The organism is Roseovarius sp. CAU 1744 (assembly GCF_039839345.1).
In the GTDB taxonomy this organism is placed as follows: Bacteria; Pseudomonadota; Alphaproteobacteria; order Rhodobacterales; family Rhodobacteraceae; genus Roseovarius.
This window is the reverse complement of sequence record NZ_JBDOQV010000010.1, coordinates 135,851-154,236: the sequence shown is the minus strand read 5'-3', so window position 1 is coordinate 154,236 and position 18,386 is coordinate 135,851. Positions and strand designations below refer to the sequence as shown.

The 18,386-nt window shown below is 64.3% G+C and carries 19 protein-coding genes; 11 read left to right on the top strand and 8 right to left on the bottom strand.

What is annotated here, in order from left to right; genetic code table 11:
• Positions 1–5: 5 nt before the first annotated feature.
• Positions 6–1,175, bottom strand: coding sequence for a penicillin-binding protein activator (locus AAFO92_RS19530; protein ID WP_347538053.1), 1,170 nt, complete (start codon positions 1,173–1,175; stop codon positions 6–8).
• Positions 1,176–1,261: 86 nt separating this feature from the next.
• Here AAFO92_RS19530 and rsmI point away from each other — a divergent pair, with 86 nt between their 5' ends.
• Genes rsmI through AAFO92_RS19510 form a run of 4 tightly spaced genes read left to right on the top strand, consistent with a single transcriptional unit; the run spans position 1,262 to position 4,400 of the window.
• Positions 1,262–2,125, top strand: a complete 864-nt coding sequence (gene rsmI, locus AAFO92_RS19525; RefSeq protein ID WP_347538051.1) for a 16S rRNA (cytidine(1402)-2'-O)-methyltransferase — start codon at positions 1,262–1,264, stop codon at positions 2,123–2,125.
• 14 nt (positions 2,126–2,139) lie between these two features.
• Positions 2,140–2,523 (top strand): YraN family protein, encoded by a 384-nt coding sequence (locus AAFO92_RS19520; RefSeq protein WP_347538049.1) that lies wholly within the window; start codon positions 2,140–2,142, stop codon positions 2,521–2,523.
• Positions 2,524–2,580: 57 nt separating this feature from the next.
• Positions 2,581–3,516 (top strand): glutathione synthase, encoded by a 936-nt coding sequence (gene gshB / locus AAFO92_RS19515; protein WP_347538047.1) that lies wholly within the window; start codon positions 2,581–2,583, stop codon positions 3,514–3,516.
• Positions 3,513–4,400, top strand: a complete 888-nt coding sequence (locus tag AAFO92_RS19510) for an alpha/beta hydrolase fold domain-containing protein (RefSeq protein ID WP_347538045.1) — start codon at positions 3,513–3,515, stop codon at positions 4,398–4,400. Before gshB ends, AAFO92_RS19510 begins: the two co-directional genes overlap by 4 nt.
• Here the strand turns inward: AAFO92_RS19510 and AAFO92_RS19505 are convergent.
• The 4 genes from AAFO92_RS19505 to cobU form a co-directional block, all read right to left on the bottom strand.
• A complete protein-coding gene (locus AAFO92_RS19505) occupies positions 4,387–5,901 on the bottom strand; it encodes a YifB family Mg chelatase-like AAA ATPase (protein WP_347538044.1) in 1,515 nt (504 codons plus the stop codon). The two genes, AAFO92_RS19510 and AAFO92_RS19505, sit on opposite strands and share 14 nt — an antisense overlap.
• Before the next feature lie 185 nt (positions 5,902–6,086).
• Entirely contained in the window at positions 6,087–6,968 is an 882-nt protein-coding gene (locus AAFO92_RS19500) for a glutathione S-transferase (protein WP_347538042.1), read from the bottom strand.
• Between the two features lie 58 nt (positions 6,969–7,026).
• Positions 7,027–7,599, bottom strand: coding sequence for a histidine phosphatase family protein (locus AAFO92_RS19495; protein WP_347538040.1), 573 nt, complete (start codon positions 7,597–7,599; stop codon positions 7,027–7,029).
• Positions 7,596–8,117, bottom strand: coding sequence for a bifunctional adenosylcobinamide kinase/adenosylcobinamide-phosphate guanylyltransferase (gene cobU, locus AAFO92_RS19490; RefSeq protein ID WP_347538038.1), 522 nt, complete (start codon positions 8,115–8,117; stop codon positions 7,596–7,598). The genes AAFO92_RS19495 and cobU overlap by 4 nt, the downstream gene beginning before the upstream one ends.
• Before the next feature lie 105 nt (positions 8,118–8,222).
• Between cobU and AAFO92_RS19485 the strand changes: the two genes are divergently transcribed.
• The 7 genes from AAFO92_RS19485 to AAFO92_RS19455 all read left to right on the top strand — a co-directional run bounded on the left by AAFO92_RS19485 (position 8,223) and on the right by AAFO92_RS19455 (position 15,119).
• Positions 8,223–9,101: an RNA polymerase factor sigma-32 gene (locus tag AAFO92_RS19485; RefSeq protein ID WP_347538036.1), complete on the top strand. Its 879-nt coding sequence runs from the start codon at positions 8,223–8,225 to the stop codon at positions 9,099–9,101.
• Positions 9,102–9,139: 38 nt separating this feature from the next.
• Positions 9,140–9,871, top strand: a complete 732-nt coding sequence (locus AAFO92_RS19480; RefSeq protein WP_347538034.1) for a ChaN family lipoprotein — start codon at positions 9,140–9,142, stop codon at positions 9,869–9,871.
• A gap of 70 nt (positions 9,872–9,941) precedes the next feature.
• Positions 9,942–11,135 (top strand): bifunctional phosphopantothenoylcysteine decarboxylase/phosphopantothenate--cysteine ligase CoaBC, encoded by a 1,194-nt coding sequence (coaBC, locus tag AAFO92_RS19475; protein WP_347538032.1) that lies wholly within the window; start codon positions 9,942–9,944, stop codon positions 11,133–11,135.
• Between the two features lie 40 nt (positions 11,136–11,175).
• Complete coding sequence (gene dut / locus AAFO92_RS19470) at positions 11,176–11,637, top strand: dUTP diphosphatase (protein WP_347538133.1); 462 nt, start codon at positions 11,176–11,178, stop codon at positions 11,635–11,637.
• Positions 11,637–12,704: a molybdopterin-synthase adenylyltransferase MoeB gene (gene moeB, locus AAFO92_RS19465; protein WP_347538030.1), complete on the top strand. Its 1,068-nt coding sequence runs from the start codon at positions 11,637–11,639 to the stop codon at positions 12,702–12,704. Before dut ends, moeB begins: the two co-directional genes overlap by 1 nt.
• Entirely contained in the window at positions 12,682–14,694 is a 2,013-nt protein-coding gene (locus AAFO92_RS19460; protein WP_347538028.1) for a M3 family metallopeptidase, read from the top strand. Before moeB ends, AAFO92_RS19460 begins: the two co-directional genes overlap by 23 nt.
• Complete coding sequence (locus AAFO92_RS19455; protein WP_347538026.1) at positions 14,691–15,119, top strand: DUF1330 domain-containing protein; 429 nt, start codon at positions 14,691–14,693, stop codon at positions 15,117–15,119. The genes AAFO92_RS19460 and AAFO92_RS19455 overlap by 4 nt, the downstream gene beginning before the upstream one ends.
• Before the next feature lie 111 nt (positions 15,120–15,230).
• Here AAFO92_RS19455 and AAFO92_RS19450 read toward each other — a convergent pair whose 3' ends face one another.
• The 3 genes from AAFO92_RS19450 to kdsA form a co-directional block, all read right to left on the bottom strand.
• Positions 15,231–15,824 (bottom strand): YceI family protein, encoded by a 594-nt coding sequence (locus tag AAFO92_RS19450; protein WP_347538024.1) that lies wholly within the window; start codon positions 15,822–15,824, stop codon positions 15,231–15,233.
• Positions 15,825–16,031: 207 nt separating this feature from the next.
• A complete protein-coding gene (locus AAFO92_RS19445; RefSeq protein ID WP_347538022.1) occupies positions 16,032–17,528 on the bottom strand; it encodes a phosphomannomutase/phosphoglucomutase in 1,497 nt (498 codons plus the stop codon).
• Positions 17,529–17,544: 16 nt separating this feature from the next.
• Positions 17,545–18,378: a 3-deoxy-8-phosphooctulonate synthase gene (gene kdsA, locus AAFO92_RS19440; RefSeq protein ID WP_347538020.1), complete on the bottom strand. Its 834-nt coding sequence runs from the start codon at positions 18,376–18,378 to the stop codon at positions 17,545–17,547.
• Positions 18,379–18,386 lie beyond the last annotated feature (8 nt).

The following is an 18,386-nucleotide window of genomic DNA, read 5'->3' as shown; positions in this document are numbered from 1 at the left end:
CCTGCTTAGAACCCTGCCGCGCCAAAGCCCCGGGGCGCCGGCGAGATGACGGACACCTGGCTGTCGCGAATCGTGGCCACGGCCAGGCCGCGTTCATTGCTGCCGTTGGGCAGTAGGCGAAAGACGCCAGTGACGCCCTGAAAGCCGGCCGCCTGTGTCAGCGCGTTCCGCGACAGCGCCCCGCTGCCGCGGGCTTCGCTCAGGGCACCGATGGCGGCGATTCCGTCGTAGGCCAGGCCGCTCAGCGGGTGCGGCGTTTCGCCAAAGCTGGCGGTGAAGCGGCTGTTATACTGCGCCGTGCGGGAGGGGTCGGGGATGGCGAACCAGCTGCCCTGCACGCCCGGCAGGCTGCGGGTTTGCGGCGGCGTGTCCCAGCGGGTGAGGCCGATATACTGCACCTCTTCCGGGGGCAGGCCCGCCTCGGGCAGCATCTGTGCAAAAAGCGGCAGCGCGCCGGCGGTGTTGGAGGTCAGGAAAATGGCGTTGGCGTTGCCCGCTGCCACTGCCGAGGTGATCCGCGGCACAGCATCAACCACGCCGTTTTGCGAGAATTCGTAGCCGACGCTGCCCACATTGCTGCCGCCTGCCGCGCTGACCGCGCGCTCGATCGCCTGTTTGCCCAGCTGGCCGGACAGGTTGTTGGCATAGACGGTCACGACCCGGTTCTTGCCGTTCTGCGCCCCATAGCGTGCCAGCCTGCCGGCCGTGTTTTCAAAAGTCTGCCCCAGGATGAAAAGGTTGCCGCCGGCGATCGTGGAATTATTCGAGAAGGCCATCACGTTTACGCCCTGCCCGGCAACCGCGACCGCGACCGCATTTGCCGATTCCGCGTGCAGCGGTCCAACGATGATCCGGGCCCCGTCGTTGACGGCCTTGATCGCCTCGGCACGGGCCTGCGCCGCATTGCCTGCCGTGCTGTAGACGCGCAGGTCAATCTGGACGTTGTTCAGGTCCGAAACGGCCAGACGTGCGGCATTTTCCAGATCGCGCGCCAGTTTCTGTTCCTGCACGCTTGACGCGCCATGCGGCACCAGAAGCGCAACGGCAACGGTGTCGCCGGGTATCGCGCCGGTATTCGACAGCGAGACCGGTTCACAGGCGGCGATCCACAGAGCGGATGCAAGAATCACAAGTCGTGCGACGGACTTGCGGGCGGTGGACAAAACGGCAAACATGGGTAACTCACTCCCTCTGGGCGGCAGATGCTCTTTTGCGGCTGCATTTTGGGATGCAATCATAAACGTCAAACGGGGCGGGTCCAGTGGGGAATCCGATCAAAAGCAAACTGCCGCCGGGTCTTTACCTGATCGCCACGCCGATCGGAACGGCGCGGGACATCACGCTCAGGGCTCTGGATATCCTGAGCTCGGCAGATGTGCTGGTGGCCGAGGATACGCGCAGCCTGCGCAAGCTGATGGAAATCCACGGCGTGGCGCCGGGCGAGCGCCCGCTGGTGGCCTATCACGATCACAATGGCGACAAGGTGCGGCCGAGGCTGCTTGCGGCGCTGGACGCGGGACAGTCGGTTGTCTACGCCTCTGAAGCCGGGACGCCGATGGTGGCGGATCCGGGCTTTGATCTGACACGGGCGGCGGTCGAGGCGGGTCATGCGCTGGTATCGGCACCGGGGCCGTCGGCGGTGATTGCCGCGCTGACCGTGGCGGGTTTGCCCACCGACCAGTTCCATTTCGCCGGGTTCCTGCCCAATAGCGCCTCTAGGCGAAAAACCGCGCTGCGCGCGCTGTCAGGCGTTCCGGGTACGCTTGTTTTCTACGAATCGCCCAAACGGGTTGCCGCCATGCTGAAAGACGCGGCCGAGGTTCTGGGTGGTGACAGACAGGCGGTTCTGGCGCGGGAGCTGACCAAGAAATTCGAGGAGGTGCTGCGCGGACCCTTGGCCGGCTTGGCGGTACAATGCGCGTCGCGGTCGCTCAAGGGGGAATGCGTGGTGCTGATCGGCCGCGGAGATTCACCTTCTGTTAGCGAAGCCGACATAGAAGAGAAGCTGCTGCAGGCACTTGAGACCTTGTCGGTGCGCGATGCGGCGGATCGGGTTTCGGCCGAACTGGGGATGAAACGGCGGCAGGTCTATCAACTGGCGCTGAAGCTGGAGGCGGGCAAGTGACGCCGCAGGACGGATTGACGGATACAGCCGACGCACGGTGCCACGCAGGACGCCGCGCCGACCTGTCGGGCCGGATGGCCGAGGCACAGGTCGCCCGGGATTATGAACGCCGCGGCTGCAGGTTGCTGGAAAACCGCTGGCGGGGGAAGGGCGGCGAGATTGACCTGATATTTGGCCAGGGTGAGTTGATCGTGTTTGTCGAGGTCAAGAAGGCTCGAAGCACGGACGCCGCCATCAACAGCCTCCATCCCGCGCAGATGCGGCGCATACATGCCGCCGCGGCCGAATACCTGGCCTCTGCCCCCCGTGGCCAGCTGAGCGATGTGCGTTTCGACCTGGCCACGCTGGATGCAACCGGGCGGGTCGAGATCATCGAAAACGCCTTTGGGCATTTCTGAATTGAACCTCTGGCGCCGTTGCCCCATGTAAAGGGAGCTTGAACAAGGGGCAGCGCCATGAAAATCGCCTTTCAGATGGACCCGATCGGTCCGATCGACATCAACGCGGACAGCACCTTTCGCCTGGCCGAGGAAGCGCAGGCGCGCGGCCATGAACTGTTCTACTACACACCCGACAAGCTGGCTTATGACCAGGGTCGCATCACCGCGCGCGGCTGGCCGCTGAGCGTGCAGCGGGTTGTGGGCGATCACTTCTCGTTGGGCGAGGAAACCGCCGTGGATCTGGCGGAATTCGACGTTGTCTGGCTGCGGCAGGATCCGCCCTTCGACATGTTCTACATCACCACGACCCATCTGCTGCAGCGGCTGATGCCGGGGACGACGGTTGTCAATGACCCGTTCTGGGTGCGCAACTTTCCTGAAAAACTGCTGATTCTCGATTTTCCGCAACTGATGCCGCCCACGACCATCGCCCGCGATCTCGAGACGATCCGCGCCTTCAAGCAGGAACATGGCGACGTGATCCTCAAGCCGCTGTACGGCAATGGCGGGGCGGGTGTGTTCCTGCTGAAGAAAGAGGATCGCAACCTGACCTCGCTGCACGAGATGTTCACGGGCTTCAGCCGCGAACCGCTGATCGTGCAGAAATTCCTGCCCGACGTGTCGAAAGGCGACAAGCGCGTAATCCTGGTGGATGGCGAAGCGGTCGGCGCGATCAACCGCGTGCCTGCCTCGGGCGAGACACGGTCGAACATGCATGTGGGCGGACGGCCGGAGAAGATCGAGATGACCGCGCGGGACCTTGAGATCTGTGCCACCATCGGCCCGCTCCTGCGCGAGAAGGGGCAGGTTTTCGTGGGGATCGACGTGATCGGCGACTATCTGACCGAAATCAACGTGACCTCACCCACGGGCATTCAGGAGCTGGAGCGTTTCGACGGGATCAACGTCGCCGCGCGGATCTGGGAGGCGATCGAGGCCAGGCGCTCATGAGCCTGCGCGCGTTATTGCTGAACCGTTGGCTGAAGCTGACAGAGAAGCCGCACCTGAAGCGCGCGTCGCTGGAACAGGTGCGCCGGTCGTTCGAGGCGAAGGCGCGAATCCTGTTTCATGCGCCGCGCGGCACGGCATTCGAAGATCGCATTCTTGACCACCAGGGCCATATGGTTCCAGCCACGGGCATCGGGGGCGTGTCAGAGGGCGCCTTGATCCTTTATTTTCACGGTGGTGGCTACGGTTTCGGCTCGCCGCGTACCCACCGGGCGATGGTGGCGTGGCTTTGCCGGTATGCCGGCCTTGGCGCGGTTCTGCCCCGGTACCGTCTGGCCCCCGAACACCCGTTTCCCGCGGCGGTCGAGGACGCGCTGACGGCATATCGGTCGGTGATGAATACCCCGGGCGGCGTCATCCTCGGGGGGGATAGCGCCGGGGGCGGTCTGGCACTGGCCTTGCTGGGCGAGATCACGCGACTGGGCCTGCCGCAGCCGCGCGGCTGTTTCTGCCTGTCGCCCTTGACCGATCTCAGCCTTTCTGCGCAAAGCGTGCACGACAACAGGTCTGCCGAGGTGATATTGCCCGCTGACCGTGCCGCGGAAATGGCACTTGTCTATCTGGATGGGGCCGACAAGGCAGACCCGCGCGCCTCGCCGCTGCATGCCGGCTTTGCCGGCGCCTGTCCGGTCTGGATCGCGGTGGGAGATACCGAGATCCTGCTGGACGATACCCGCCGGATGGCCGCGCAGCTGAAAGATCAGGGCGTGGCGGTGACCTGCGTGATCGAACACGACCTGCCGCATGTCTGGCCCATCTTTCGGGGTCTGTTGCCCGAGGCGGATCGTACCTTGCGGCAATTGGCGGGCTGGATCAGGCGTCTTTGACGCCGGTCAGGCGATAGCTGACAGCCTCGGCGACATGCGGATGGCGGACCGCGTCCGACCCGTCCAGGTCGGCGATGGTGCGGGCCACCCGCAGCACCCGGTGATAGCCGCGCGCGCTGAGGCCGAAGCGTTCGGCCACCCTGGTCAGCAGCGCGCGACCTTCGGCATCGGGCGTTGCGATCTCCTCCAGGGCCTCGCCTTCGGCATCGGCATTGAGGCGCATGTCGGACCTTCCGGCAAATCTCGCCTGTTGCGCCGCCCTTGCCTGTTGCACCCGTCCGGCCACCGTCGCCGAACTGTCGCCCGAGGACGGCAGGTCGAGATCGGTAAAGGCCACCGGCGGCACCTCGACCCGCAGGTCGAACCGGTCCATCAGCGGGCCGGATATGCGGCCCATGTAATCTTCGCCGCAGATCGGCGCACGGGTGCAGGCCCGCGCCGGATCGCTGAGATAGCCGCATTTGCACGGGTTGGCGGCGGCGATCAGCATGAACCGGCAGGGGTATTTCACATGGGCATTGGCGCGCGCCACCATGACCTCGCCGGATTCGATCGGCTGACGCAGTGTTTCCAGGACGGTGCGGGGAAATTCCGGGAACTCGTCCATGAAGAGAACGCCGTTATGCGCCAGGCTGATCTCACCCGGGCCGGCGCGCCGTCCGCCGCCGACGATCGCCGCCATCGACGCGGTGTGATGCGGCTCGCGAAAGGGGCGCGTCCGGTTGATCCCGCCCTCGTCCAGCAGCCCGGCCAGGGAATGGATCATCGAGGTTTCCAACGCCTCGGCGGCGGTCAGGGGTGGCAGGATGCCCGGCAGGCGCGCCGCCAGCATGGATTTCCCCGAGCCGGGCGTGCCGACCATCATCAGATGATGCCGCCCCGCGGCGGCGATTTCCAGGGCGCGCTTGGCGCGCTCCTGCCCCTTCACGTCGCGCAGGTCGCGCCCACCGGCAGCCTGCACAACCTCGCCCGGCGTGGCGGGGGGCAGCGGCGATTGCCCGGTATAGTGACGCACCACATCGGCCAGAGAGGAGGCGCCGATCACCTGCACCATGTCGACCCAGGCCGCCTCGGCCCCCGAGGCCTTGGGACATAGCAGCGTATGTTCGACCTCGGCAGCCGCCATGGCGGCGGGCAGGGCGCCGATCACCGGCACAAGCGAACCGTCAAGCGACAATTCGCCAAGCGATGTCGTGCCCTCCACCGCATCTTTTGGAATAATCTCCAGCGCGGCCAGCAGTGAAAGCGCGATCGGAAGGTCGAAATGGCTGCCCTCCTTGGGCATGTCCGCGGGGCTGAGGTTGATGGTGATGCGTTTTGAGGGCAAGGCAATGGCCATCGAGCTCAACGCCGTGCGCACCCGGTCGCGGGCTTCGCTGACCGCCTTGTCCGGCAGACCGACCACGGAAAAGGCCGGCATGCCCGGCGTGACCGCGCACTGGACCTCGACCTGCCGCGCCTCGACGCCTTCGAATGCCACCGTGTAGGCGCGTGCGACCATTCCCCCTGCCTTTCGTCAATCATGGTTAACCACCCGGAGTTAACGATAAGGACCGAGTGATTGACGAAAGGTTAACGCCTTCCCGAATGCTCGTCGTGGCGGCAGGGGCGCTTCGCCGGTCACGCGCGGTCCGAGGAGATCGCCGGAGGCGGGCGACGAGAGATCCGGCGTGCGCGTCAGCGCACTCAATCTGATGACGGCCGGTCGCGCAATGCCATGAAGGTGGGCCATGCTGCCGGGTCGGCCACGGTCTTGTCGCGGCAGAACGCATTGCAGAAGCCGAACACACGGCCTTCCAGCTCCAGCATGTGGGTGGACGGTTTTCCGGAATAGGGGCAGTTGGCATTTTCCGGATCGGCATTGCTGACCCGCGCGGGCAGGGGTACGGGCCCCGGCCAGTCAGCCACCGCGAAGGGTTTCCGGTAGCGGTCCAGTACCTCTCCGTGCACCAACCCCATCGCGCGCCAGCGACGAAAGGCCGGATCTGCCAGATGGGCGGACACATAGGCCTGTGCGCTTTCTGATACCTGCAGGCCATATCCGGCAATCCGTGCGGCCACCGGGGCATAGAACGCATCCACGGCCGAATACGCGCCGCAAAGCCATGGCCCGTCCGGCGTGCATAGATCGCGCGCGTAATCCCAGATCGCTTCGAGCCGCCTCAGGTCCGCCGCGACGGCCTCCGAGGGGGTCACGCCGGCATAGGCCAGCCGCAGGTTCATCGGACATTCACCGCGCAACGCGGCAAAGCCCGCGTGCATCTCTGCGGCCAGGCTCCGTGCGGTGGCACGCGCCCCGGGTTCGTCCGGCCACAGGCCGGCCTCGGGATGACGCTGAGCCAGTTCCTCGGCAATCGCGATCGACTCGGTCAGAAGCGCACCCTCGGGCGTGCGCACCGCGGGCACCGTCCGGGCGGGCGCCCATTCGGGCATCTGCTCGGCGACGCCGCCCTTCTTGAAATTCACCATTCCGGTCCGGCGGGCGATGCCGAAACGTTCGAACAACAGCCAGCCGCGCAGCGACCAGCTGGAATAGGCGTAATCGCCAAGGATCAGATCATAGGTCATGACACCAGACTAGCCGCAGCCCGCAGGGTGGGAAAACGAAACATTGTGCGGCGGCCCATCACGGAACGTGATTGATGCCTTTCGCCAGCCAGTGGCTGCCGTCCCAGTGCAGTTCGGTCACTGACAGGTTGTCGATCCGGTGGCCGAACGCCTCGTATGGATCTATCCGCAGGGCTTTCTGCACCTGCGTCAGGATCGCGCCGAAATGTGCCACCGCGATGATATCGCGCCCCGGATGGGCCGTCAGCAGCCGCGCCACCCCGCGATCCACCCGCGCTTGAACCTCGTGCCAGCTTTCGCCGCCGGGCGGGCGCACATCGCCCGGATGATCCCAGAAGCGGCGCACGTGGTCCTGATCGGAAATACGATCGAACATCTGCATTTCCCATGCGCCGAAATGAATCTCGCGCAGGTCGGCGTCCGGCGGCAGGCGGTCGCGCGCCCCGGCAATCGCATCGGCTGTTGCGGTCGCGCGCTTCAGGTCCGACGAGACCACCAGCGCGTTCTTCGGCAGGTGCGCCGTCAGCCGGGCAATCTGCGCCGCATCGCTCAGATCCGCCGGAATATCCGACCACCCGACCATTGCCCGTGCATGGGTGGGCCCGTGCCGCACCCAGAAAAACCGGCTCATGGCAGATGGCCCTTCAGCAGCTGCGGCAGCCCGGCGATCACGTTCACCACCAGGTCGGCCCGGCCTGCCAGACGTTGGTTGAGCGCACCCTGCGCGTTCTGAAACCTCCGCGCCAGACGGTTTTCCGGCACGACCGACAGGCCGACCTCGTTGGAGACGACGATCACCGGGGCCTTTGCCCCGTCGAGGGCCGCCATAAGCGCCGCCTCGGCGGCACCAAGGTCGTTTTCCGCCAGCATATGATTGCTCAGCCACATCGTCGCACAGTCGAAAAGCACCACATCGCGATCCGCCGCGCCCGAGAGCGCCGGGGCCGGGTCCAACGGCGCCTCGATCGTTTTCCACCCTTCGCCGCGCATCTTCCTGTGTTTGCTGACCTTTTTTCGCATCTCGTCATCAAGTACCTGCGCCGTGGCCAGATAGGTCAGCTGCAGGCCCGATGCTTTGGCCAATCCTTCGGCAAAGGCCGATTTCCCCGAGGACGCGCCCCCCAGAACCAAGGTCAGTTTCGGCAACATGACGGATTCGCACCCTTTTTTGATCCGCTTTGATTGGGCCTGCGTACCACTCCATGGAATACTTAAACAGGGAACAAAGCTCAATCTGACGCGTTGGTATCACATATGGCTCTTGACGTACCCGATCAGAACAGAATGTCGCGCACCGCGATGAAGGCGGAAATGCTGGACGCCGAAACGGAGCGCCAACTGGCTTATGCCTGGCGGGATGAGCGGGACGAAGCCGCGCTGCATCGCCTGATCAATGCCTACATGCGGCTGGCAATATCCATGGCGTCCAAGTTCCGCCGCTATGGCGCGCCGATGAATGATCTGATCCAGGAGGCGGGGCTGGGCCTTATGAAAGCTGCCGACAAGTTCGACCCGGACCGCGGAGTCCGCTTTTCGACCTACGCGGTCTGGTGGATCAAGGCCTCGATCCAAGAATACGTGATGCGAAACTGGTCGATGGTCCGCACCGGCAGCACCTCAAGCCAGAAATCCCTGTTTTTCAACCTGCGCCGGGTTCAGGCACGCATCGAACGCGAAGCGATGGCCAAGGGCGAGGAACTGGACGGTCATCAGCTGCGCGAGATGATCGCCCATGAGGTTGGCGTGCCGCTTCGTGATGTCGAAATGATGCAGGGCCGCCTTTCCGGGTCCGATTTTTCGCTCAACGCAACCCAATCGACCGAGGATGAGGGCCGCGAATGGGTGGACACGATCGAGGACGAAGGCCCGCACGCCGAGCAACTGGTCGAGGTCGAACATGACCAGGCCGCATTGCGCGGCTGGCTGACCCAGGCAATGAGCGTGCTCAACGAACGTGAGCGGTTCATCGTGCGCGAGCGCAAATTGCGCGAACAACCCCGAACGCTGGACAGCCTGGGAAAAGAACTGAACCTGAGCAAGGAACGCGTTCGGCAATTGGAGGCCGCAGCCTTTATCAAGATGCGCAAACACCTTGAACGTCACGGGTCCGAGGTTCATAACCTCTTGGTATGAAATGCCTCTTTACCGCTGCACTGGTCCAGTTGTGTGTGATGACGCTGCCCGCCGGTGCGCAGGACATTCTGATACTGGGTGAAATCCACGACAATCCGCATCATCACGCCGTGCAAGCTGAGCGCGTGATGGACCTGCAGCCCAAGGCGCTGGTCTTCGAGATGGTCTCGCCTGACCGTTTCTATGGCGAGGTTGTCCCAGAATACCGTTCTCCCACCGGATTGCAGGATTATCTGGACTGGGACGCGTCCGGCTGGCCGGATTTTACGATGTATCACCCCATTTTCGACGCGGCACCCGACGCACGGATTTACGGCGCCCACGTGCCCGGGGATGCTGCGCGGGAGGCGGCGAGCAGGGGTGTTGCCGCTGCGTTTGGAAACGGGGCGATGATGTTTGGCCTGGATGATCCCTTGCCGGAAAACCAGCAGGTGGCAAGAGAGGCATTACAGGCCGCAGCCCATTGCGACGCCCTGCCCGACGAGATGCTGGCGCCGATGGTCGAGATTCAGCGCCTGCGCGATGCGTTGATCGCGCGTGCGGCGATCGACGCATTTCGCGCCACGGGCGGTCCGGTCGCGGTGATTACCGGAAACGGACACGCCCGCAAGGATTGGGGTGTGCCCGCCCTTCTGGCCCGGGTCGCGGATGCGCCGGATATGCACGTGGTCGGCCAGACCGAGGATGATGCGCCGTTGCAGGGCGGTTTCGACGAAGTCGTTTCCAGCCCGGTGCAGCCCCGGCCCGATCCCTGCCTTGCCTTTCAATAGCCGTGCCGCTCTCTTGTAACCGGAAATTTCCCGCAATACTGTCTCGCCAGACTCACAAGGAAGATGGCCCATGCTGGCATCCAAGCGCATTCTTCTGATCGTCGGCGGCGGAATCGCCGCCTTCAAGTCGCTCGACCTGATCCGGCGACTGCGCGAGCGCGGGGCCTCGGTCACGCCGGTTCTGACCCGCGCGGGCGCGGAATTCGTGACGCCGCTATCGGTTTCCGCCCTGGCGGGCCAAAAAGTATATCAGGACCTGTTTGACCTGACCGACGAGGCCGAAATGGGGCATATCGAGCTGAGCCGCAGTGCCGATCTGGTCGTGGTGGCCCCGGCGACCGCCGATCTGATGGCGAAGATGGCTCAGGGCCATGCCGATGATCTGGCCTCGACCCTGTTGCTGGCCACGGATACGCCGGTGCTGGTCGCGCCGGCGATGAATGTGCGCATGTGGGAGCATCGCGCGACGCGGCGCAACCGGGCCACGCTTGATGCGGACGGAATCATGTTTGTCGGCCCGAACGAAGGCGATATGGCCTGTGGCGAATATGGCCCCGGCCGCATGTCCGAGCCGCTGGAAATCGTTGCCGCGATCGAGGCGGCGTTGGCCGACGGACCCCTGAAGGGCAGGCGCGTGCTGGTCACCTCGGGCCCGACGCACGAGCCGATTGATCCGGTGCGTTATATCGCCAACCGGTCCTCCGGGGCGCAGGGCACGGCGATTGCCCGCGCGCTGAGCGCGCTCGGCGCCGAGGTGGTTTTCGTGACCGGCCCGGCCGATGTGCCGCCGCCCGCGGGTGTTGAGGTGGTGCCGGTCCAGACGGCGCAGCAGATGCTGGAGGCGGTCGAGGCCGCGCTGCCGGTGGATGCGGCGGTTTTTGCCGCCGCCGTGGCCGATTGGCGCGTGGCAAAGGAAAGCGCGAGCAAGATGAAGAAGACCAGCGGCGGGCTGCCGCAGATCGAATTTGCCGAGAACCCGGATATTCTGGCCAGGGTCGCGGGTGCGAAAAAGAACCGTCCGAGCCTGGTGGTGGGGTTCGCCGCGGAAACCGACGATGTGGTGGCCAATGCTACGGCCAAACGCAAACGCAAGGGGTGTGACTGGATAGTGGCCAATGACGTGAGCGCCGGCACCGGCATCATGGGCGGGACGGAAAACGACATCACGTTGATCACGGATGACGGCGCCGAGGACTGGCCGCGCCTGGCCAAGGATCAGGTGGCCGCCCGGCTGGCCGAGCGGATTGCCGGGGCGTTGGTCTGAGAAAATTTTGAGTATTTTTGCCAAGATGAAGGGGCAGGGGATGGTGACGGTTCAGTTCGTTTGGGACGACGGTGCTGACCGGTCCCTGGACCTGCCTGCGTACGAGACCGAAGAGGCGGCGGGGGCGGACCTGCGGGCGAATTTTCCGCAAGCGGCCCGTGACGGCATGACGATTGCCCCGGGCGCGCGTGCGCTTGTGCCCACGGGGCTGCGGCTGGCGATACCGCGGGGCTACGAGGTGCAGCTGCGCCCGCGCTCGGGCCTGGCGCTGAAGCACGGCATCACCCTGCCCAACACGCCGGGCACCATCGACAGCGATTATCGCGGGCCCCTCGGCGTGATCGTGATGAATGCCGGGACAGAGCCGTTTCATGTCACCCACGGGATGCGGATCGCGCAGATGGTCGTGGCCCCGGTGGTGCGGGCATCCTTCGCGCTGGTGACGACATTGGCGGATACCGCGCGCGGGGCGGGCGGATTTGGCTCGACAGGGCACGGCTGATGCTGCTGGTGCTGGTCATGGCGGGTGCGCTCTGGGGTATCGGCGCCGCGATGGGCACGCCCAAAAGCCTGCGATGGGGCACGATCGGAATCTTGTGGTTGGGCGTGGTGCTGTTGCATCTGGTGCTGCCGGAGGGGCATGCACTGCGCATGGCCACAGGTGAAAGCGCCGCCTTGTGGCTGCTGCTGGGTGGGTTTGCCTCGTTGGTGCTGGCCTACCGCGCCGGGCTCAGGCGGCTCAGGGCACGGGCGCAACCCGCGGCACCTGAACCGGCACAGCCGGGCCGCTTTACCAATACCCAGCTGGAGCGGTACGCCCGCCACATCGTGCTGCGCGAAATCGGCGGGCCGGGGCAGAAAGCCCTGCGCGACGCACGTGTTCTGGTCATTGGCGCGGGCGGGCTTGGCTCGCCGGCGTTGCTTTACCTGGCGGCGGCGGGTGTGGGCACCATCGGGGTGATCGACGATGACGTGGTCGACAATTCAAACCTGCAGCGGCAGGTGATCCACCGTGATGCCGATATCGGCACACCCAAGGTGCAATCGGCCCTCAACGCAATGCTGGCGCAGAACCCCTCGGTTACGGTGCGCCCCTTTCAGCGCCGGCTGACCGAAGATATCGCGCCCGGGCTTTTTGCCGAATACGATCTGATCCTCGATGGTACCGATAATTTCGACACCCGTTACCTGGCCAACAAGACCGCCGTTGCCGTGGAAAAACCGCTGATCTCGGGTGCATTGTCGCAATGGGAAGGGCAGTTGAGCGTATTTGATCCGGCAGGCGGCGCGCCCTGTTACCAGTGCATTTTCCCTCAGGCACCGGCGCCTGAACTGGCCCCGTCCTGCGCCGAGGCCGGTGTGCTGGGCCCGTTGCCCGGCGTACTGGGCGCGATGATGGCGGTCGAGGCGGTGAAGCTGATCACCGGGGCGGGCACGCCCCTGCGCGGGCAAATGCTGATCTATGACGCGCTTTACGGCGAAAGCCGGAAATTCACCCTCAGACCCCGCGCGGATTGTCCGATCTGCGGCGGCAAAGGAGACATTCATGACGAATCCGCTGCTGGCTGACTGGAACACGCCTTTTGAAATCGCACCGTTCGACCAGGTGTCGGACGCCGATTTCGAGCCGGCCTTCGATGCCGCGCTGGCCGAGGCGCGGGCGGAGGTCGACGCGATTGCCGATGCCCCCGGGGCACCCAGCTTTGCCAACACGATCGAAGCGCTGGAGACGGCGGGCAAGGCGCTGGACAAGGTATTGTCGGTATTCTTCGCGCTGGTGGGTTCCGACAGCAACCCGAAACGGCAGGAATTGCAGCGCATCTTCAGCCCGAAACTTGCCGCCTACAGCTCGGAGGTGCATGGCAACAAGGCGCTTTTTGCGCGTATCGAAACGCTCTGGCAGCAGCGGGGCGGGCTTGACCTGACACCAGAACAGGACCGGTTATTGTACCTGACCCGGCGCCGTTTCGTGCGGGCCGGGGCGGCGCTGACCGGCGAGGCCGAGAAACGGATGCGCGAGATCATGGCAAGGTTGGCCGAACTGGGTACTGCCTTTACCCAGAACCTTCTGGCTGATGAGGCTGCCTGGCACATGGACCTGTCCGAAGGCGACCTGGAGGGGTTGCCGGCCTTTGTCGTCGACGCGGCCCGCGCGGCGGGAAGGGAAAAGGGCCTGGATGGCCCGGTGATCACGCTGTCGCGGTCGCTGATCGTGCCGTTCCTGCAATTTTCGCCCCGGCGCGACCTGCGCGAGATGGCGTTCAACGCCTGGGCCGCACGGGGCGCGAATGGCGGCGAGACGGATAACCGCGCCATCGCGGCCGAAACGCTGAAACTGCGGCAGGAACGGGCGCGGCTTCTGGGTTATGACAGCTTTGCCGATTTCAAGCTGGAAACTGAAATGGCCAAGACCCCCGATGCCGTCCGTGAGCTGTTGATGGATGTCTGGGAACCCGCGAAGGCCCGCGCCGAGGCCGATGCCAAGGTGCTGACCGCGATGATGCAGACCGACGGGATCAATGGCGATCTGGAACCGTGGGACTGGCGCTATTATGCGGAAAGACGCCGCAAGGCCGAACATGATCTGGATGAGGCGGCGCTGAAACCCTATTTGCAGCTGGACCGGATGATCGAGGCGGCCTTTGCCTGTGCGCATCGCCTGTTCGGCCTCGATTTCAAGCCGGTCGATGTGGCGCTCTATCACCCCGATTGCCGCGCGTGGGAGGTGACGCGCGACGGTGCCCATGTGGCCGTGTTCATCGGTGATTATTTCGCGCGCGGCTCCAAGCGGTCGGGCGCGTGGTGTTCGGCGATGCGGGGGCAGGCCAGGTTCCCCGAACTGCAGGGGCCGGTGGTTATCAATGTCTGCAATTTTGCCAAGGGCGACCCGGCGCTGCTGAGCTATGATGATGCCCGCACGCTATTCCACGAATTCGGTCACGCGCTGCACCAGATGTTGTCCGATGTGACCTACGAGAGCCTTTCGGGGACCAACGTGGCGCGTGATTTCGTCGAACTGCCCAGCCAGCTTTACGAACATTGGCTGGAAGTGCCGGAGGTCCTGGCCGAGTTCGCCACCCATGCCGAAACCGGCGAGGCGATGCCGCAGGAGATGCTGGAAAAGGTGTTGGGCGCGGCGAATTTCGACATGGGTTTCCAGACGGTGGAATATGTCGCCTCGGCGCTGGTCGATCTGGCCTTTCACGCAGGCGACCCACCCGTCGACCCGATGGCCATGCAGGCCGAGGTTCTAAGCGAGATCGGGATGCCCTCGGCGATCACCATGCGCCACGCCACGCCGCAATTCGCGCATGTGTTCTCGGGCGATGGTTATAGCTCGGGCTATTACAGCTACATGTGGTCCGAGGTGATGGATGCCGATGCCTTTGCCGCCTTTGAAGAGGCCGGCGATGCGTTTGACGCAGGTCAGGCCAGGGCGCTGGAGAAAAATATCCTTTCGACCGGTGGATCGCGCGAGGCCGAAGAATTGTACCTGGCCTTTCGCGGCCGCCTGCCCGGCGTCGAGGCGCTGTTGAAAGGCCGAGGGCTGGCGGCTTGACCGGTTACATCGATCCCACCAAGGAAAGCTTTGCCGTTTTCCGCGAAAATGACGGACCTGGCCCGATCCACATGCTGAACCTGGTGAAGTTTCGCGAACGGGCGGCCTATCCCGATGGACGCAAGGCAACCGGGGCAGAGGCCTATGCCGCATACGGGCGCGACAGCTACCCGGTGTTTTCCCGGCTGGGCGGGCGGATCGTCTGGCGCGGGCGGTTCGAACAAATGCTGATCGGTCCTGCGGAGGAGGCCTGGGATGAATGTTTCATCGCTCAATACCCGTCCGTTGCCGCCTTTGTCGAAATGATCCGCGATCCGGTCTATCGCGAGGCGGTGACGCATCGGCAGGCCGCGGTGCTGGATTCGCGCTTGGTCCGTTTGCGCCCGGCCGATTCCGGTACCGGATTTGGCGGGGCGGCAGACTGAAACGCGCGCGCGGCGCCCGGATCATAAGCTACCGGTTCATCGCATGATTTGCCGCTGAGATACGGTTGGCCGGGGCGCCACCTGGCAGCGCCCGGCCCACCATGGAAATACCTATTCAGCGGCCTTCATTTCGGTCACGATGTCGATGGTAATCGGACCGGTCGAAAACCCCCCCACGCCAAAGGCCTGGTGGTCGATCTCGGTCGTTGCCGAAAAGGCCACCCAGTCGCCCTTGTAATAGTCGATCGCGCCGCCAAGCGGGTGTTCGCCAATATGCGTCATGGTTGCATCAAGCGTCACCGGCAACGTCGTGCCGTGAATCGTCAGGTCGCCGGTGACATTGGCGGTGTTCTCGCCGGTCACCTCGACCCCGGTGCTGACAAAGGTGATTTCCGGATAGGTCTCGACCTCCAGGAAATCGGCGCTTTTCACATGGTCGTCCAGTGGCCCGAAACCGGTGGCAAGGCTATCCGCCTGCACAGTGGCCGTCAGGGACGCGCCCGCCGGGTTTTCCGGGTCCAGTTCAAGCGTGCCCGTCGCGACGGTAAATTCCGCGGACTGCACCGAGACGCCGGCATGGCTCCAGCTAAACCGCACCTCGGTATGCCCCTGGTCGGTCTTGTAGGTGGTTGCAAGCGCCGGTGTCGCGGCCAGGAAGAGTGCCGCCAGCGTGGTGGAAGAGAACAGTTTCAGAGAATGTTTCATGTAAGATCCCTCAAGAAATTCCGGTTGTCGGCGCGCGGGCATTGCAGTGCCCCCGACTGGGGCACAAATGCCTGAAAGCATGAACTTTCCGCACCAGCATGTTATGCCACGGATGCCGGCCTCGTTGAGGGCGCTCGCGCAATCGTGAAGCCGTCTGCCCTGACCGGTGGAAACCCGCCGGTTTGGCGCGGCGAATTACCCGCGTCCTCAGATCGTCTGGTCGTAGTCACCCACGGACGGCTCGGTGCGGATCACCGCGTCGATATCGGCAAAGATCGCGCGCATCTCGGCCTCGCTTTCGCTGCTTTCGCAGACCACCACGAGGTTCGGCGTGTTCGATGATGCCCGCACCAGGCCCCAGCTGCCATTGTCAAGGATCACCCGCGCGCCGTTGACCGTCACGACCTCTTTTATCGCGCGCCCGGCAACCTGTTCGCCCGCCTCTTGCTTGGCGACCAGTTTCCCGACCAGCCGGTCCAGAACGTCGTATTTTTCGGTATCCGCGCAATAGGGCGACATGGTCGGAGTGGACCAGGTGACCGGCAGCGCCTTGCGCAGGTCCGACATCGACATTGCCGGATTGCGGTCCATCAGCTTGCAGATCTCGACCGCCACGCGCATTCCGCAGTCATAGCCGCGGCCCACCGGCTCGGCCAGGAAGTAGTGGCCGGATTTCTCGAACCCGGCCAGCGCGCCGATTTCCTTGACCCGGCGTTTCATGTGGCTGTGGCCGGTCTTCCAGTAATCGGCGGTGACGCCGTTGGCCTGCAACTCGGGGTCGCTGGCAAAAAGTCCGGTTGATTTCACGTCGGCGACGAACGTGCTGTTCGGATGCAGTTTGCTGAGGTCGCGCGCCATGATCACGCCCACCTTGTCGGCAAAGATCTCCTCGCCCTCATCATCCACCACGCCGCAACGGTCGCCGTCACCGTCGAAGCCAAGCGCGAAATCCGCGCCGCTGGCCTTAACGCTGGCGGCCATGTCATGCAGCATTTCCATGGCTTCAGGGTTGGGGTTGTAATTGGGAAACGTGTAATCGAGCGTATTGTGCGAAGGCACGACCTCGACCCCAAGCCGTTCGAACAGTTCCGGTGCAAAGGCGCAGGCGGTGCCGTTGCCGGTGGCGCAGACGACCTTCAGCTTCCGCGTCATCCTGAAATCGCCCACCAGGTCGTCCAGATAGGCCTCGCGCACGCCGTCGACGAATTCGTAGAAACCGCCCGGGCGGTCCTTGCCCCGGCCCTCCAGCACGATGTCGCGCAGTTCCGCCATCTCGTCCGGCCCGTGGGTCAGCGGACGGTCAAAGCCCATCTTCACCCCGGTCCAGCCGTTCGGGTTGTGGCTGGCGGTGACCATGGCGACGGCCGGCACATCCAGGTGGAACTGGCTGAAATAGGCCATCGGGCTGAGGCAGGGGCCGATATCCTTGACTGTGATGCCCGCGCGCATCAGCCCCAGGATCAGGGCGTTCTTGATGGAAAGCGAATAGTCGCGATAGTCGTTGCCGACGGCAATCACCGGTTCGATCCCGCGCGCCTGCATTTGTGTGCCCAGCCCCAGGCCAAGCGCCGTGATGCCGGGCAGGTTGATCTCGTCCGGGTATTTCCACCGCGCGTCATATTCGCGGAACCCGGTAGGGGTGATCATCGCATCGCGCAGGAATTCCCAGGTGTTGGGGGTGACGGCGGGCAGGGGCTTGTTCACGGGTGTTACTCTTTCTTCAGATCGAAACCGGATTGGCTTTCGCCAGCGCGTCAAAGCGCATCAATGTGTCAACAAGATGGGGCATGTCGGACAAATGGATCATGTTCGGCCCGTCCGAGGGCGCATTGTCGGGATCCTCGTGGGTTTCGATGAACACCGCCGCCACGCCAAGGCTGACCGCCGCCCGTGCCATCACCGGGGCGAATTCACGCTGCCCGCCAGTGGACCCGCCCTTGCCACCGGGCTGCTGTACCGAATGGGTGGCATCCATCACCACGGGATAACCCGTCGCTGCCATCTGCGGCAGGGACCGCATGTCCGCGACCAGCGTGTTGTAGCCAAACGAGGTGCCGCGCTCGGTCAGCAGCAGGCGGGTATTGCCGGTGCTTTCCAGTTTGGTGACGATATTTGGCATTTCCCATGGGGCCAGGAATTGCCCCTTTTTTACGTTGATCGCCGCCCCGGTTTCCCCGGCGGCCAGCAGCAGATCGGTCTGGCGGCAGAGAAAGGCGGGGATCTGCAGCACATCACAGACCTCGGCCACCGGCGCGCATTGATCGGGCAGGTGCACATCCGTCAGCACCGGCACGTCCAGCGAGCCCTTGACCGATTGCATGACGTTCAGGCCCTCGTCGATACCAAGGCCGCGCTTGCCCGAAAGCGAGGTGCGGTTGGCCTTGTCGAACGACCCCTTGAAGATGAATTGCGCACCGACCTTGTCGCAGGCCTCTTTCATCGTGCCGGCGATCATCTGGGCGTGATCCGCGCTTTCCAGCTGGCAGGGGCCGGCGATGATGGTCAGCGGCTGGTCATTGCCCACACTCAGCCCGGCGATCTTTACCTGTTTCATGGGCGGCG

Bases quoted from the DNA above. Each gene is read 5' to 3' on its own strand.
- AAFO92_RS19530 (WP_347538053.1), bottom strand. From the start codon at position 1,175: ATGTTTGCCGTTTTGTCCACCGCCCGCAAGTCCGTCGCACGACTTGTG.
- gshB (WP_347538047.1), top strand. From the start codon at position 2,581: ATGAAAATCGCCTTTCAGATGGACCCGATCGGTCCGATCGACATCAAC.
- AAFO92_RS19510 (WP_347538045.1), top strand. From the start codon at position 3,513: ATGAGCCTGCGCGCGTTATTGCTGAACCGTTGGCTGAAGCTGACAGAG.
- AAFO92_RS19505 (WP_347538044.1), bottom strand. From the start codon at position 5,901: ATGGTCGCACGCGCCTACACGGTGGCATTCGAAGGCGTCGAGGCGCGG.
- AAFO92_RS19500 (WP_347538042.1), bottom strand. From the start codon at position 6,968: ATGACCTATGATCTGATCCTTGGCGATTACGCCTATTCCAGCTGGTCG.
- AAFO92_RS19495 (WP_347538040.1), bottom strand. From the start codon at position 7,599: ATGAGCCGGTTTTTCTGGGTGCGGCACGGGCCCACCCATGCACGGGCA.
- cobU (WP_347538038.1), bottom strand. From the start codon at position 8,117: ATGTTGCCGAAACTGACCTTGGTTCTGGGGGGCGCGTCCTCGGGGAAA.
- AAFO92_RS19485 (WP_347538036.1), top strand. From the start codon at position 8,223: ATGGCTCTTGACGTACCCGATCAGAACAGAATGTCGCGCACCGCGATG.
- AAFO92_RS19480 (WP_347538034.1), top strand. From the start codon at position 9,140: ATGACGCTGCCCGCCGGTGCGCAGGACATTCTGATACTGGGTGAAATC.
- coaBC (WP_347538032.1), top strand. From the start codon at position 9,942: ATGCTGGCATCCAAGCGCATTCTTCTGATCGTCGGCGGCGGAATCGCC.
- dut (WP_347538133.1), top strand. From the start codon at position 11,176: ATGGTGACGGTTCAGTTCGTTTGGGACGACGGTGCTGACCGGTCCCTG.
- moeB (WP_347538030.1), top strand. From the start codon at position 11,637: ATGCTGCTGGTGCTGGTCATGGCGGGTGCGCTCTGGGGTATCGGCGCC.
- AAFO92_RS19460 (WP_347538028.1), top strand. From the start codon at position 12,682: ATGACGAATCCGCTGCTGGCTGACTGGAACACGCCTTTTGAAATCGCA.
- AAFO92_RS19450 (WP_347538024.1), bottom strand. From the start codon at position 15,824: ATGAAACATTCTCTGAAACTGTTCTCTTCCACCACGCTGGCGGCACTC.
- kdsA (WP_347538020.1), bottom strand. From the start codon at position 18,378: ATGAAACAGGTAAAGATCGCCGGGCTGAGTGTGGGCAATGACCAGCCG.